Here is a 14599-nt window from a genome sequence, read left to right on the forward strand (position 1 = left end):
TCCCGCTCGGTGAACGTCGGGTCAACGCTGTCCGTCGGCCGCGATGAGTTCGAGCTGCGTCAGCGCCAGGTCGGTGCCGGCGGTGAACGTGAACGACGACCCACCGCCGAGGATCCGGAACACCCGGGTCTGGCCGGCCCACGTGAACTCGGCGCCGTCGACAGCGGTGACGGCGTCGTCGAGGCCGACCTGCCACGAGTAGGACCCCGGCGCTGCCGCCGTCACGGTGTACAACGACGCGGCCGGGCACGTCACGTCGAAGGACACGGACTCCCCCGCGCCGAGCGCCGTGACGGTGCGGCCGGTGTCGTCGGTGAGCGCCGAGGCCCCGACCGGCAGGACGTCCACCGGGGCGTCCCGGTGGCCGTGCACATCGGAGGCCGAGACGGGGCGGGTGTCCGACGCCCATCCCTGCGGCTCGTCGGACAGCGTGAACTCGATCCGCGACGCGGCCACGACCACGCTGTGCGGGATGGTGACCGAGGACCAGGGCGAGCCGTCGACCGTCACCGACGCCACGTACCCGCCTGCGGAGCCGGCGGCGATCTCGATGACGGTAGGCGATCCTCTCCCCACCGGCACGGCCTGCCCGCCGCTGGCGCGTCGGTCAGGAACCGGCGGCGTGGGCCCAGGCTGCCGCAGCACCGTCCTGCGGACCGACGGCGGCACGAGCACGTAGGTACCGGTCGACGGCGCCAGCGGGTACAGGCCGATGGTCGCGAAGACGTACCAGGCGCTCATCTCGCCGTTGTCCTCGTCGCCCGGGTAGCCCTGGCCGAGGTCGGACCCAACGAACAGACGCTCGAGCGATTCGCGGACGATGCGGTGCGCGTCGTCGTGCCGCCCGGTGAACATCGGGAAGAAGGGGATGTGGTGCGCCGGCTGGTTCGACAGCCCGAGCATGCCCATCCGGACGTCGCGGGCCTCGGTCATCTCGTGGATCGGGAACCCGTACGAGCCGGACCGCGCCAGGGCGCCGGTCTCGGGGGTCGCGAAGAACGCGTCGAGGGCCGCGTCGAACCGCTCCGGCCCGCCGTGCAGGTCGACGATGCCGGCGCCGTCGTGCGGTGCCGTGAACGCGGTGCCCCACGCGTTCGTCTCCGTGTAGTCGTCGCCCCAGTCGCGCGGGTCGAACTCGGTGCCGACCCGCCACGAGCCGTCCGGGTCGCGGCCGATGAAGAACCCGCGCTCGGAGTCGAAGACGTGCCGGTACTGCAGCGACCGGCGGGCGAACCACTCGGCCTCGGCCTCGTAGCGGGACAGGTCGGCGGGCGTCCGCGCCCGTGACGCGAGCAGGCCCGCCATGACGGCCAGCCCCCAGTCGTTGATGGCCGCGTCCAGGGTCCACGACATCCCCTCGTGGGTCGCCGTGTCGACGTGGCCGCGGAAGGCGCCCGGGAGGCTCCCCTTGCGTCCGACGCGCTCGTCACGCGGCGGGACGGTCGCGTTCCGCACCGCGCTCCGGTACGCCTCGGCCAGGTCGAAGCCGCGCACGCCCTTCACCGCGAGATCGGCGAAGACGGTGTCGCTCGTGGTGCCGGTCATGCAGTCCTCGGCGCCGGGAGCACTCCAGCGGGGCGTCCACCCGCCGTCGTGGTGGTGCTCGACGAAGCCCTGCGCGAGCTCGCCCGCGGTCTCGGGGGTCAGGAGTCCGAGGAGCGGCCAGGCCGTGCGGTAGGTGTCCCAGAAGCCGTTCGTGGTGGTGAACGGGCCCTCGACGATCTCCGGCCCGGGCTCGTCCCGGATCGGGTCCGCCAGCACGGCGCCGTACGGGGAGCGGTGCCGCGGGGTGCCGGTCAGGGCGGTCTCCCCGGCGCGGTTCGGGTAGAGGAACAGCCGGTACAGGCCGGAGTACAGGCTCGTCAGCTGGTCGGGGGTCGCGCCGTCGAAGGTCAGCGTCGCGAGCTTCTCGGTCCACAGTGCCTCGGCACGGGACCGCATGGCGTCGAACGCGCCGGCGTCGTCGAGGTTCGCGCGGGCGTCCTCCATCGAGACGGTCGAGATGCCGAGCAGGACGTCGACCGGGGCGTCCGCGCCCCTGTCCTCCCCCACGGACAGCCAGCCGCGCAGCTCGTGCTCGCCGACCGTCGTGTGGTCGGCGGTGACCCCGGCGACCCGCAGGTGCACGTGGTGCGGCGGGGTGCCGGGGCGGTCGTCCAGGAGCGCCTCGACCACGGCGGTGCCGTCGGTGACCGTCACGGAGACGTCGGACACCCGGCCGTGGTGGTCGAGCACGACGCTGCGGGTACCGGTGAACCGGAACCCGAGGGCGAACTCGCCCGCGGTCAGCTCGGCGGTCACACCGTGGTCGAGGGCGACCCGGTAGCGGTGTGGGCCGTCCTGCTCGTCCTCGTGGTCGAACCCGAGCGCCCGGGCGGCCCGCTCGACGTCGGGGGTGCTGAGTGGCGAGGGCATCACCTGGAACACCCCGCGATCGCCCATCCACGGCGACGGGATGTGGCTCGTCGCGAAGGCCTGGATCGCCGGGCGGAGCCGCCCCTGGTCGTCGAGCCGGTCGTGCTCCTGGTACGCGTACGGCCAGCGGTTGCTCGAGGCGTCCGTCATCGGCAGGCCGAACACCCCGCCGTGCGGGACACCGACGAGCGGGGCGTTGTTGCCGCGGGAGAACCGGGAGGAGGCCTGGGTACCACGGGTCGTCCGGACGTGGCCGAGCGGGGACGTCGGGGTCGGCCGCGCGGGACCGATCCGGACGGCGTCGAGCCAGCCACGCAGTGCGGGACGCTCGGCGTCGGTGGCCGCAGCCGGTGCGTCGGAGCCGAGCCGGGCCTCCAGGCGGTCGACGACCAGCCCCGCGAACGGCGTGAGGTCGACCGCGCGATGGTTCCACTGGTCCACCCACAGCTTGCGGGCCGCGTCCTGCGCGTGCGGGGTGACCGCGTCGCCGTACTGGTCGCGGACCCCGGCGTGGTCACGCAGCCGCGAGCCGTCGGTGAAGACGACGTCGACGGCGAAGGCCGTGGCATCCCAGAAGTGCGGCAGGTCTGCTTCCGTCGGTTCCGACGCCCCGTCGGGCAGGGTCCGCTCCGGGAACCAGACCCAGGACAGCTCGTCACCGGCGGCGATGGTGCGCGCAGCGAACCCGGGGACGATCGCCTCGGCCACGCACGCATCCGCTGGTCGTTCGACGAGCCAGGCCTCGGCGGAACCGAAGCCGACACCGTTCCGAGCGGCCACGGCCGTCGTCGGACCACCGCTCCGTTGCAGTTCTCGCACGGATCGAGCCTATTTGCTCCAGGGGCTGGACGAAAACCCCGGCGTGTCCGTGCCGGTCGTCAGCCCTTGTTGTGTCCCGGGGCGCTGCCGGACTTGCCGGGAGCGGTGTCCGACGTGGTGTCGATCGCGCCGGTGTCGGCGGCGCCGGTGCCGTCTTGCGGCTCCTGCACCGGGTTCGAGGCCGGGGTGCTCGGCTCCGGGCCGACGGGCGGGTCCTGCGTGGGCTGCTCCGGCTGGGTCGGTTCGCTCGGCCCTTCGCTGGGTTCCTCGGCGGGCTGCGACGGCTGCTGCTCCTGCGACGGCTGCTGCTCGGCCGGTTCGCTCGGCTGCTGTTCTTCGCCCGGGTCCTCGGACGGCTGCTGCTCGGTCGGGGCGGTCGACGTGGTGTCCGTCGGGGCCGGGGTGCCGTCGTCGTCGCCGTTCAGGGCGAACACCGCGACCCCGATGCCGATGAGCACCAGGACGATCACGATGATCGCGGCGATGAGCGGTCCGCGCTTCTTCTTCCCCGGCTGGTCCTCCGGCTGGTCGCCCCGGACCGGGCGGGGCGTGACCGGCGGCGGGGTCGGCCCGCTCGGGCCCGATGCGCCGCGGCCGTTCGCCTGGGCGCCGAGGACGGTCGTCGAGACGTCGTCGGCGGGGTGCGGACGCTGCGTGTCGAGGACGCGGGTGGCGTCGTCGCCCGGACGCGCGCCGCCGTTCGGCAGTTCGCTCGCCGGCATCGCCTGCGTCCGGTCGTCCGCGTTCGCCGCTGCGGCAGCACCGGCGCCGACCGCGGCCCCCGCAGCGCCGGCGGCCGCAGCCGTCACCGCACCGGGTGCGCCGGGCAGCAGCTGCGTCGCGTTCGTCGGCTCGTCGCGGCCCAGCGCGCGCAGGCGCTCGGCCGCCTCGGCTGCCGTCGGTCGCTCCGCCGGGTCCTGCGCGGTCATCACGTGCAGCAGCGTGCGCCAGGCCGTGGGCAGCTGCCGGTCGATCTCGGGCGAACGGGTGAGCCGGGCGGTGGCCGACTCGACGGCGCTGCCCGGGAACGGCTGGCGGCCGGTCATGCACTCGAGCAGCACGAGCCCGAGCGAGTAGACGTCGGCCTTGCCGGTGATCTCCTTCGCCAGGACCTGCTCCGGGGCCAGGTACGCGGCCGTCCCCATCACGGTCCCCGTCCCCGTCACCCGTGAGGCGTCACGGAGCAGGGCGATCCCGAAGTCGGCGAGCTTGACGTGCCGGCCGTCGCTCTCGAGCAGGACGTTCGCGGGCTTCACGTCACGGTGGACGATCCCCTGCGCGTGCACGGCAGCCAGGCCGTCGGCGACCTGCGCACCCAGGCGGGCGGCGGTCGCGGGGTCGAGCGGGCCCTCGCGCAGACGGGTCGCCAGGTCACTGCCCGGCACGAGTTCCATGACGAGGTACGAGTCGCCGTCGACGTCGTCGAGCGCGGCGTCGTAGAGCGTGACGAGCTCTGGCGCGCGCAGCGTCGCGAGGGTCTGGATCTCCGCCTCGGCGCGGGCGCGTTCACCGCGGTCGACGGGGCCGATGCGGAACACCTTGACCGCGACCTCGCGGCCGAGCTGCTCGTCGACCGCCCGGTACACGGACGCCATGCCACCGTGACCGAGCGTGCTCGTGACGCGGTACCTGCCGCCGAAGACCCGTTCTTCCATGCCCGGCAACCTACCGGTCGCGGCTGACGGCGCTCTGCCGTTCGGGCGCGGGGCCTGGCGGGGCGGAGCGGGGCCCTGCGACTTCGTGAGCAGAAGACGTCGGGTGCGGGCGAACGACCCGACCTCTTCTGCTCACGAAGTGATTCGGTCGACGTCCGGCGCGGGCTCGGCACCGTGGTGGAGCGCCGTCAGGTACAACCGGTGCGCCGTGATCACGAGGGCGAGCCAGGCGAGTCCGAGCGCCCACGCCGCCAGGACGTCGGTCAGCCAGTGGTGCCCGAGGAGCACCCGGGACGCCCCGACCGACAGCACGAACAGGGTGCCCACGACGATCGTCCACACCCGGGTGACGACGCGCGACTGCCGCAGGAGCAGCAGGTACACGATCGTTCCCACGATCACCGTGGAGTTGAGCGTGTGCCCCGACGGGAACGACGGCGACGTCTCGTACGGCGGCACCGCGTCGGACAGCGGCGGACGGGCGCGACCGATCAGGTCCTTGCCCGCGATCGTCATGAGCAGCGAACCACCGCTCGCGGCGACCAGGAGCACCAGTGGCGTCCACGCACGGCGCTGGATCGTGAAGCCGACCAGGAAGCCGAGCGCGACGATCGGCATCCCGATCGTGCCGGCGATGTCGGTCCACCAGGTGACGAGCGTGTCCGCTGCGGGCGATCGGAGCGTGAGCGCCCAGTCGAGGACCGGTCGGTCGAGCACGGCGACGTCGTCGGCTTCCCGGACGGCGTCGTAGACCTCGGAGGCGATCCACGTGGCGAGGACGGCGACGCCCAGGCCGACGGCGAGGGTGAGGAGCAGGAGGGGCATGGCGCCGTACCGCTTGCCGAGCGCGGTCCACGCACCGGCGACACTGCGGCCGGCCCGCGAGCGCCAGCGTGTCAGATCGACTTCGCCGACGGTGCGGTCGGCGGCGTCCCCGCGTTCGGTGTGCATCCGTCCACCCTGCCCGAAGCCGCCGGGAGCCGTCCCGGGCAGTGCAGCACGGTGCGCCACACTGCCACAATCACGTCATGGCTTCCTCGACCGCACTCGTCGTCATCGACCTGCAGGCGGGCGTCGTGCGTGACTGCTTCGACGCCCGAGGCGTCCTCGAGCGGACCGCGGTGCTCGTTGATCGGGCACGCGCGTCAGGCATCCCGGTCATCTGGGTGCAGGACCACGACGACTTCGCGGTCGACTCACCGGAGTGGCAGCTCGCCGCTCCGCTCGAACGCGTCCCCGGGGAACCGCTGGTCCGCAAGACGTACCGGGACTCGTTCGCGGACACGGATCTCGCCGACGTCCTCTCGGCGCTCCAGGTGCGGCACCTCGTCGTCGCCGGCGCCCAGAGTGACCACTGCGTGCGCACCACGACCCAGGCAGCAGCGGTACGCGGGTTCGACGTCACCCTCGTCTCCGACGCGCACACGACGACCGATGCCGAGCACGACGGCGTCGTCATCACCGGTGAGCAGATCGTCGCGCACACCAACATGTACTTCGCCGGGCTGCGCTACCCCGGCCAGCGCTTCGCGACTGCACGGCACGACCGGGTGGAGTTCGCGGCGGCGGGGTGATCGCCGCTCCAGGCACCCGCCTCAGTCCTTCGCCTCCGAGTACGCCCCCACGACCGCGACCGACAGCGGGAACGTCACCGGGAAGTCCTGGAACAACAGCCGCCCGGCATCGACGGCGGCCTCCCGGATCTGCTCTGCCACCCACTCGGCGTGCTCCGCCGGCGCGTGCACCACGATCTCGTCGTGCACGAAGAACACCAGGTGCGGCCCGTCGGTCACGGCCCCGGGGAACCGGGCGAGCAACCGCGACCGCAGCGACCCCATCCACGCGAGCGCCCACTCCGCCGCGGTCCCCTGCACCACGAAGTTGCGCGTGAACCGCCCCCAACTTCGGGCACGGGACTCCACCGCACGCTGCATCGCCGGGGTGCCCTCGACCGTGTACGCCTGGTTGCGGGCCTCGAACCACGAGTCCTCGGGCACTGGTGACGTCCGCCCGAGCAGCGTCGTCACGGGTTCGCCGCGTTCCCCCGCCCGCGCGGCCCGTTCCACCATGTCGAGCGCCTGCGGGAACGCTCGGACCAGGCGTGGCACGAGCCGACCGCCCTCGCCCTGGGTCGCCCCGTACATCGCTCCGAGCATCGCCACCTTGGCCTGCTGCCGGGTCTCCACCGCACCCGAGGCCACCACGCCGTCGTACAGGTCGCGCCCGTCGCCGGCAGCGGCCATCGCCCGGTCGCCGGACATCGCGGCGAGCACCCGGGGCTCCAGCTGCGCGGCGTCCGCCACCACGAGCTTCCACCCGGGGTCGGCGATGACCGCCCCGCGGATGCCCTTCGGCAACTGCATCGCTCCCCCGCCGTCGGCCGCCCAGCGCCCGGTGACGACCCCGCCGACGACGTACTTCGGGTGGAACCGTCCGTCGCGGATCCAGTCGTCGAGCCAGGTCCAGCCGTTGGCGGTGAGCAGTCGCGCCAGGCGCTTGTACTCGAGCAGGGGCTCGATGACGGGGTGGTCGATCTCCTGCAGCTCCCACTTCCGCGTGCTCGTGACCATCAGGCCGGCCCGGCGCAGCGACTTCAGGACGTCGGCGGGTGAGTCCGGGTTGAGACCGGGGTCGTCGAGGCGCTCGCGCACGACGGCGGCGATCTCCTCGAGGCGTCGCGGCCGCACCCCGTAGGGCACGCGCGGCCCGAGGGCGTCCTCGAGCAGCCGCTCGTGCACGTCGGCACGCCACGGCAGTCCGGCGTGCAGCATCTCGGCCGCCACGAGCGCACCGGCCGACTCCGCGGTGAGCAGCAGGCGGAGCGCACCCGGAGCGCTCGACCCCGCCACCGCGGCGAGCTGGGAGCGGAACTCCGCCACCGGATCGACCTCGTCGTCGGGCACGGAAGCCGTGAACAGGGCGTCGTCGAAGAGCTGGGCCTGCGTCGGCCGGACCACGCGGGTTTCCGCGACCGGGGCGTCCAGGGCGTCGGCCGGCCGAGCGGCGAGCGCCGATCCCCGCGCCGCGAGCGCGGCCCGCAGGACACGACGACCGAGGCGCAGGTCGACACAGCGACCGACCCGACCACCCGCGGCGAGCACGGCCGGGTACCAGCGCGCGGTGTCGTCCCACACCCAGCGCACGCCCGGTGCATCGTGCGCCGCGACGAAGGCCGGGAGGCCCGGCTCGTCCAGGCTGGTCGGCTCACCCCGGGCGGTCCCAGCGTCGGTCAGGGGCGTCGCGAGGACGCCGCCGTCGACGCGGCGGAGGACGAGGTGCACGACACGATCATGCCGTGCCCCACCGACCCCGGTGGACCAGGGCCGGAACGGGGGTCACTCGCCGGGTCGGACCGCCGCGGTGTCGGCGACGTCGATGCGGACGTCGCCGTCCTCGGCACGGGAGACCTCGACCCTCGGATCGGCGTCGTGCTCGTCGGATCCGGACATGCGGCGGAACGTGTCCTGTCGTCGTTCCTCGAACGTCATGTCGACGCCGTCGTCGAGGTGGTCGTGATCGGGCTTCGTCATGCCGTGCACGGTACGCGGCCGCGGCTGCGGGCGGTCACGTGACCGGCGCCGTGCCGGTCCGCTCGGTCCAGTGCCCACCGCTCGCCCACCGGTCGAGCACGGCCGCGCGCAACCGACCGGACGGCGCCGCGGACCGAGCGGTCGCCAGCGGCACCCCGAAGACGAACTTCGCGACGCTGGCGTCCCCCTCGGACGCATCGTGCTCCCCCGGCGGGACGAGACGGAAGCGCCGGGCGAACCGCACGAGGTTGGCGTCGGGACCGAGCGCGGCCGGCAGACCCGGATCGAGCATCCAGGAGCGGCACTGCCACCGGTCGGCAGCGAGCTGCGGTGCGAGGCCGCGCAGGACCTCGGGTGCACGGGCGAACGAGCGGTGGCAGGCCACCGGGTCGAGCGGCCCGGTCTCCGGCACGTGCACGCCCCAGGCCGGCGTGCCGTCCGCCAGGTGGTCACCGAGTTCGAACTGGAGGCGCCCCACGGCCACCACGCGCCCGGTCACCACGGCGACGAGCCACTCGAGCCCGGTGCCGTGCAGTCCGTAGCGCGCGAGCTTGCGCTCGACGTCCGCGACGGAGGCCTCGGCGAGTGCGCGCGGGAGGCCCCGCTCCGCGAGGGCGTCAGCGCTGTCCGGCACCGCGGCGCGGAGCGCCGACACCAGCAGCGCGTCCCGCGCCGCGGGCCCCGCGTCGGCGACGGTGGCGGCCAGTGCGGCCGCCACCGTCGCGGAGTCGTCCGGTGACCCCACGGCGGCGGCGAGGACCGCGACGGACGCGGCACGGGCCTCCAGGCCGGGGGTCGCGATGGTCACTTCAGACCGGACGACGCGAGCCCGTCCATCACCCGACGCTGCAGCACGACGAACATGATGAGCACCGGCGCCATCGCCATCAGACTGGCGGCCATCAACACCGGGTAGTCGATCGTGCGGTCGCTCGACAGCGTCGCGAGTCCGGCGGCGAGCGGCATGTCCTCGGCGCGGGTGGAGACCACGAGCGGCCAGAGCAGCTCGTTCCACGACCACAGCACGGTCGTGATCGCGAGCACGCTGATCGAGGGACGGGCCAGGGGCAGCATGATCCGCCAGAAGGTCTGGAACGGGTTCGCGCCGTCCATCCGCGCTGCCTCTTCGAGCTCGGGCGGCATGTTCAGGAACGCGGTCCGCATCAGGAACGTGCCGAAGGCGCTGAACAGCCCGGGCGCGACGATCCCCATCAGGGTGTCGAGCCAGCCGAGCCCCTGCACGATCTGGTACTGCGAGATCAGGTAGACCTGCGAGGGCACGAGCAGGATCGACAGCACGATCGCGAGCAGGGCCGCCCGCCCGCGGAACCGCATCCGGGCGAAGGCGTACCCGGCGAGCGTGCACAGGACGATCTGCGCGACCGTGCGGATGATCGTGACGTACACCGAGGTGCCGAGCTGGCTCAGGAACGGCAGGCGTTCGAAGACCTGCGCGTAGTTCTGCCACTGCAGCTCCCCCGGCCAGAAGACCGGTGCGACGGACTGCACCTGCGCGTTCGTCGACAGCGACATGACGATCTGCCACAGGAACGGGAAGGCCATCGCGAACCCGCCGATGCCGAGCACGACGTGGATCCACCAGTGGCTGCCGCCGCGACGGCCGGGCCGACGTGCGGCCCGGAGCGGTGTGACGGTGGCGGTCATCCCTGCACCCACTTTCGTTGGACGCGGAACTGCACGAGCGTGACGATGCCGATGAGCAGGAAGATCACCATGGCGATCGCGGCCGCGAAGCCCTTGTCGTTGTCGATGAACCCGGCGCTGTAGAAGTAGAAGACGAGCGACATCGTCTTCGGGATCACCGGGTTGGTGCTGCCGAGGATCGCGTACAGCAGGTCGAACAGTTGGAAGCTCGAGATCGTCGTGACGATCACCACGAAGAAGATGCTCGGGCTGAGCAACGGCACGGTCACCGACCGGAACTGTCGCCACCGGCTCGCGCCGTCGAGCTCCGCGGCCTCGTAGAGCTCCGGCGGGATGTCCTTGAGCCCGGCGCCGAGGATGATCATCGAGAACCCGAGGGACGACCAGAGGCCGACCAGGCTCACCGCGATGAGCGCGAAGCCGGGGGTCGAGATCCAGTACGGGCCGTCGATGCCGAAGTTCCCGAGGAACCAGTTCACGATGCCGTAGTCGCCGTTGTACATGATGCGCCAGACCAGGGCGATCGCGGCGGGCATGGCGACGTACGGCAGGAAGAAGAGCACCCGGTAGAACTGGGCGAACCGCAGTCCCGGGGTGTTCAGCAGGCTGGCGAGCCACACAGCGATCGGGATCCCGGCGAGGACGATCACGGTGTAGATCACCGTGTTGAGCAGCGACTGGTAGAGCTGCGGGTCGCCGACGAGCCGGACGTAGTTGGCGACGCCGGTGAACGTGGCGCCCCCGAAGACGCCCCAGCTGGTGAACGAGTACCAGAACGTCTGGATGATCGGCCAGATGTAGAAGGTGCCGACGCCGACGAGCAACGGGAGCACGAAGAGCCACGGCCACCAGCCGTCGGTCCGTCGTGGCGCTCGGCCGCCGTCGGCTCGCGGAGCAGGGGCACCCCGCCCGGACGAACGTGTCGTCCGGGCGGGAGCGGCTGCGGCCGGGGGCCGCTCGGTGTTGATCGTCACGCGCGGGTCCTACTTTTCCTTGGCGAGGGCGGCGTCCATCTTCTGTGCGAGGTCCTCTGCCACCTGGTCGACGGGCTTCGACCCGTCGAAGGCGCTCGGCAGCAGGGTGGTCTCGAGGGTGTTCCAGGCGGCGGTGTTCTTCGACACCGGCAGCGGCTTCGCGTAGTCCACCGCGTCGAGGAACACCTGCAGGTCGGCGTCGGGCATCGTCTTCGTGAAGGCGCTCTGCGTGCCCTCGTACGCCGGGATGACCGCGCCCATGTCGCCCTGCTGCTGCTGGGCCGTCTTGCCCGCCAGGTAGACCTGCAGCGCCTGGGCGGCGGCCTTGTCCTTGCTCGCCTCGGACACGACGTTCGAGACGCCGTGGATGACGGTCGCCTGTTCCTTGCCCTTCGGCAGCGGGTAGGCGACGACGTCCTGCTCCATCTCGGTGCCGGTCAGTGCGGAGCGGAACCAGCTGCCGCCCTGGTACATCGCGAGCTTGCCCGAGGTGAACCACTGGTCGGCCGTGGTGTCGGTGAGCTGCTTGATCGAGGGTGATGCCCCCGAGTCGATCAGGTCGGTCCAGAACTGCAGGCCGTCCTCGGAGGCCTTCGTGGCGTACTCGGACTCGGTGCCGTCCGCGTTCACGACCGATCCCCCGGCCTGCAGGATGGTGTTGTAGTACGTCGTCTGGCCGTCCATGCCGCCCGCCGCCCCGTACGCGCCCTTCGACTCGAGCTTCTCGGACAGCTCGGCGCCGGTCTGCTGGAAGTCGTCCCAGGTCCAGTCCTTGGACGGCAGGTCCATGCCGGCCTGCTCGAACAGCGACTTGTTGACCCAGACCCCGATGGTGTCGAAGTCCTTCGGCACGCCGTACTGGGTGCCGTCGTACGTGTACAGGTCGTTGAGCGCGCTCGAGTACTTCGACGCGTCGATGTCACCCGACTCGACCTCGCCGGTGATCGGCGCGAGCTTGCCGTTGGCCGCGTACAGCTGGAAGTTCGGGCCGTTCATCCAGAACAGGTCGGGCAGCGTGTTGCTCGAGCCCTGGGTCTGCAGCTTCGTCCAGTAGTTGGCGAACGGCGTGACGTCGACGCTCACCTTGATGTCCGGGTACTCCTCGTTGAAGCCCTTCAGGTTGGCCTTGATCGCCTGCACCTGGTTCTCGTCCCAGACGGCGTAGGTCAGGGACGCCTTGGTGTCCTTCGGCGCGGCTTCGTAGTCGCCGCCGGAGCCGGACGCTCCGGACGACGAGGAGCAGCCGGCCAGGAGCGCTGCCGCGCCGAGCGCGGCGACGGCGCCGAGGAGTGCGCGGCGCACGCCGGTTCCTCGGGTGGGGATGTGTGCGGTCATCGGGGTGTCCTTTCGCACGGCCGTCAGGAGCCGACGGTCTGGGCGGGATGCGGGGTGGAGGGGGTGGAGTGCGGGGCGTTCGGTGTGAAGTGCGCGATGGTCTCGGGCGGCAGGGGCGGGACGTCGATGGGGACGGACCCGTTGCGGAGCGAGCGCGTGGCCAGCGCGCCGGCGGCGACCGCGGCACGGGCCGCGATCGGGGAGAGCTCCGACGGTTCGCCGAACGCGACGGACCGCAGGAACTCGGTCATGGTGAGCAGGTCGGCATCGGCGTGACCGTCCTCGACGCCGTCGATCGGGTACTCGCGGTCCCCCGCGGTGTCCCAGCCCCGGCGGCGCGTCCAGACCTTCACGACGCCACCGCCGGTGTCGCCGATGTTCTCGAGGCGGCCCTCGGTGCCGATGACGGTGTAGTTCCGCCAGTAGTCCGGGGTGAAGTGGCACTGCTCGTAGCTGGCCTGCACCCCGTTGTCGAGCGTCATCATCACCATCGAGACGTCCTCGACGTCGACGACCGGGTTCAGCCCGGTCTGGGCGAGCGGCGGCCAGTTGTCGTGGGAGAACCAGTCCCCCATGAGCTCGCCGCTGCGGTCGCGCCGGTCGGTGACGTCGCCGTAGACCGACAGCGACCCCATGCCGACGACCCGGGCGGTGTCACCCCCGCCGAGCGCGTGGATGACGTCGAGGTCGTGGCTCGCCTTCTGCAGGAGCAGGGAGTTCACCTTGCTGCGGTCGGCGTGCCAGTCCTTGAAGTAGTAGTCACCGCCGTTGCCGACGAAGTGCCGGCACCAGACGGCCTTGACCTGGCCGATCTCGCCCCGGGCCACGATCTCGCGCATCAGGCGGACGACGGCGGCGTGTCGGAAGTTGTGCCCGACGTACAGCGGCGTCCCGGTCTCCGCCGCGGTGTTCAGGACCGCGTCGGCGTCCTCGACCGTGATGGCCAGCGGCTTCTCGAGGTAGACGGCGATGCCCGCGCGGAGCAGGTCGATCGCGATCTCGGCGTGGGTCCAGTCCGGCGTGGTGACGATGGCCGCGTCGACGTGACCGGTGAGGTCGCGGTGGTGTTCGACCACCAGGGCGTCCGGGTACTCGTCGTGCCCGCGGTCCCGGCCGGCTGCGGTGACGTCCGCGACGGCCACGACCCGCGCCTGCAGCGCCGGGTCGTCGGCGGTTGCCTCTGCCACGTGGCGGGCGATGGCGGACCGCTGGCCCATCCCGATCACCGCGACGCGGAGTCCTGCGTTGTCAGCGCCCATGCTCATCGCTCCCTTGCGTGAATGTGACGCCCATGATGCCGAATCGATCATGAATGCACAATAGGCGCTCACGGATCGCTCACGCATCCACGCCGGGGAGGGTTTTACACGATCGAAACGTCCGGACCCGTTCCGGGGTGGCCGCAGGGGGCGCTCAGTCGGCGACGACGAGCTCCACGCCCGCGCTGGCCAGGTCGGCGGCGAACGAGGCCGGCACCGGCTGGTCGGTGACCAGGACGTCGATGCGGTCGAGCGGGCAGATCCGGGCGAAGGTCGACCGTTCGATCTTGGTCGAGTCGGCGACCACGACGACCCGTCGCCCGACGGAGGCGAAGTGGCGGCTGACCTCGGCCTCGCCCTCGTGCATGGTGGTCGCGCCGTACTGGCCGGTGAGCCCGTCGACGCCGAGCACCACCAGGTCGAGGGCGAACTCGTCGAGGGTGTCCCGGACGAGTGGCCCGACGAGCTCGTAGGACTGCCGCCGCGCCACACCACCGGTGACCACGATCTTCACGTTGGCACGGACAGACAGCTCGTACCCGACGTTCAGGGCGTTCGTCACGATCGTGATGCCGAACTCGCCGTCGGCGCGGATGAACCGCTCGCTCTTGCCGAGTTCACGCGCGACCTCGGTCGTGGTGGTCCCACCGTTGAGCCCGACGGTCTCCCCCGGCTGCACCAACCGGGCGGCCGCGCGGGCGATCGCGGTCTTCGCCTCGGCCTGCCGGGCGATCTTGTACTGCAGCGGGAGCTCGTACCCGGCCCCGAGTGCTGCCGCTCCCCCGTGCGTGCGCGTGACGAGCCGCTGGTCCGCCAGGGTCGCGAGGTCCCGGCGAGCCGTCGCGGCGGAGATCCCGAGCAGTTCCCCGATCTCGGCGATCGACACGTTGCCGCGTTCGCTCACCAGTTCGAGCAGGGCGTTCAGCCGCTGTTGGGGGGTCATGACG

12 protein-coding genes are annotated in these 14599 nt (G+C 72.0%); 1 reads left to right on the plus strand and 11 read right to left on the minus strand.

All coding sequences use genetic code 11. From position 1 onward, the window contains the following. Positions 1-21 precede the first annotated feature (21 nt). The 3 genes from H7A73_RS02005 to H7A73_RS02015 all read right to left on the minus strand — a co-directional run bounded on the left by H7A73_RS02005 (position 22) and on the right by H7A73_RS02015 (position 5840). The gene (locus H7A73_RS02005; RefSeq protein WP_259362655.1) at positions 22-3234 is read right to left on the minus strand and encodes a GH92 family glycosyl hydrolase; all 3213 of its coding nucleotides are present in this window, start codon (positions 3232-3234) and stop codon (positions 22-24) included. A 59-nt stretch (positions 3235-3293) separates the two neighbouring features. Beyond that, positions 3294-4889, minus strand: a complete 1596-nt coding sequence (locus tag H7A73_RS02010) for a serine/threonine-protein kinase (RefSeq protein ID WP_182064433.1) — start codon at positions 4887-4889, stop codon at positions 3294-3296. Between the two features lie 132 nt (positions 4890-5021). After that, the gene (locus tag H7A73_RS02015) at positions 5022-5840 is read right to left on the minus strand and encodes a phosphatase PAP2 family protein (RefSeq protein ID WP_182064434.1); all 819 of its coding nucleotides are present in this window, start codon (positions 5838-5840) and stop codon (positions 5022-5024) included. Positions 5841-5917: 77 nt separating this feature from the next. On the opposite strand from H7A73_RS02015, the gene H7A73_RS02020 reads away from it, so the two are divergent. Beyond that, a complete protein-coding gene (locus tag H7A73_RS02020) occupies positions 5918-6463 on the plus strand; it encodes a cysteine hydrolase family protein (RefSeq protein ID WP_182064435.1) in 546 nt (181 codons plus the stop codon). A 21-nt stretch (positions 6464-6484) separates the two neighbouring features. Here the strand turns inward: H7A73_RS02020 and H7A73_RS02025 are convergent, their stop codons facing one another. The 8 genes from H7A73_RS02025 to H7A73_RS02060 all read right to left on the minus strand — a co-directional run bounded on the left by H7A73_RS02025 (position 6485) and on the right by H7A73_RS02060 (position 14595). Then, positions 6485-8170 (minus strand): bifunctional 3'-5' exonuclease/DNA polymerase, encoded by a 1686-nt coding sequence (locus H7A73_RS02025; RefSeq protein WP_182064436.1) that lies wholly within the window; start codon positions 8168-8170, stop codon positions 6485-6487. Positions 8171-8224: 54 nt separating this feature from the next. Next, positions 8225-8419 (minus strand): hypothetical protein, encoded by a 195-nt coding sequence (locus H7A73_RS02030; RefSeq protein ID WP_017887924.1) that lies wholly within the window; start codon positions 8417-8419, stop codon positions 8225-8227. Between the two features lie 34 nt (positions 8420-8453). Then, positions 8454-9227, minus strand: coding sequence for a hypothetical protein (locus tag H7A73_RS02035; protein WP_182064437.1), 774 nt, complete (start codon positions 9225-9227; stop codon positions 8454-8456). Continuing rightward, positions 9224-10084, minus strand: coding sequence for a carbohydrate ABC transporter permease (locus tag H7A73_RS02040; protein ID WP_259362656.1), 861 nt, complete (start codon positions 10082-10084; stop codon positions 9224-9226). Before H7A73_RS02040 ends, H7A73_RS02035 begins: the two co-directional genes overlap by 4 nt. Then, a complete protein-coding gene (locus H7A73_RS02045; protein WP_111028912.1) occupies positions 10081-11058 on the minus strand; it encodes a carbohydrate ABC transporter permease in 978 nt (325 codons plus the stop codon). Before H7A73_RS02045 ends, H7A73_RS02040 begins: the two co-directional genes overlap by 4 nt. Before the next feature lie 9 nt (positions 11059-11067). Then, positions 11068-12393, minus strand: coding sequence for an ABC transporter substrate-binding protein (locus H7A73_RS02050; protein WP_182064438.1), 1326 nt, complete (start codon positions 12391-12393; stop codon positions 11068-11070). A 23-nt stretch (positions 12394-12416) separates the two neighbouring features. Next, on the minus strand, positions 12417-13658 hold the full coding sequence (locus H7A73_RS02055; protein ID WP_182064439.1) for a Gfo/Idh/MocA family protein: 1242 nt from the start codon (positions 13656-13658) through the stop codon (positions 12417-12419). A gap of 148 nt (positions 13659-13806) precedes the next feature. Next, positions 13807-14595: a DeoR/GlpR family DNA-binding transcription regulator gene (locus H7A73_RS02060; RefSeq protein WP_027466817.1), complete on the minus strand. Its 789-nt coding sequence runs from the start codon at positions 14593-14595 to the stop codon at positions 13807-13809. Positions 14596-14599 lie beyond the last annotated feature (4 nt).

Origin of the sequence: Curtobacterium sp. ME12 (genome assembly GCF_903970855.1) — a bacterium.
GTDB classification, from domain to species: Bacteria; Actinomycetota; Actinomycetes; order Actinomycetales; family Microbacteriaceae; genus Curtobacterium; species Curtobacterium poinsettiae_A.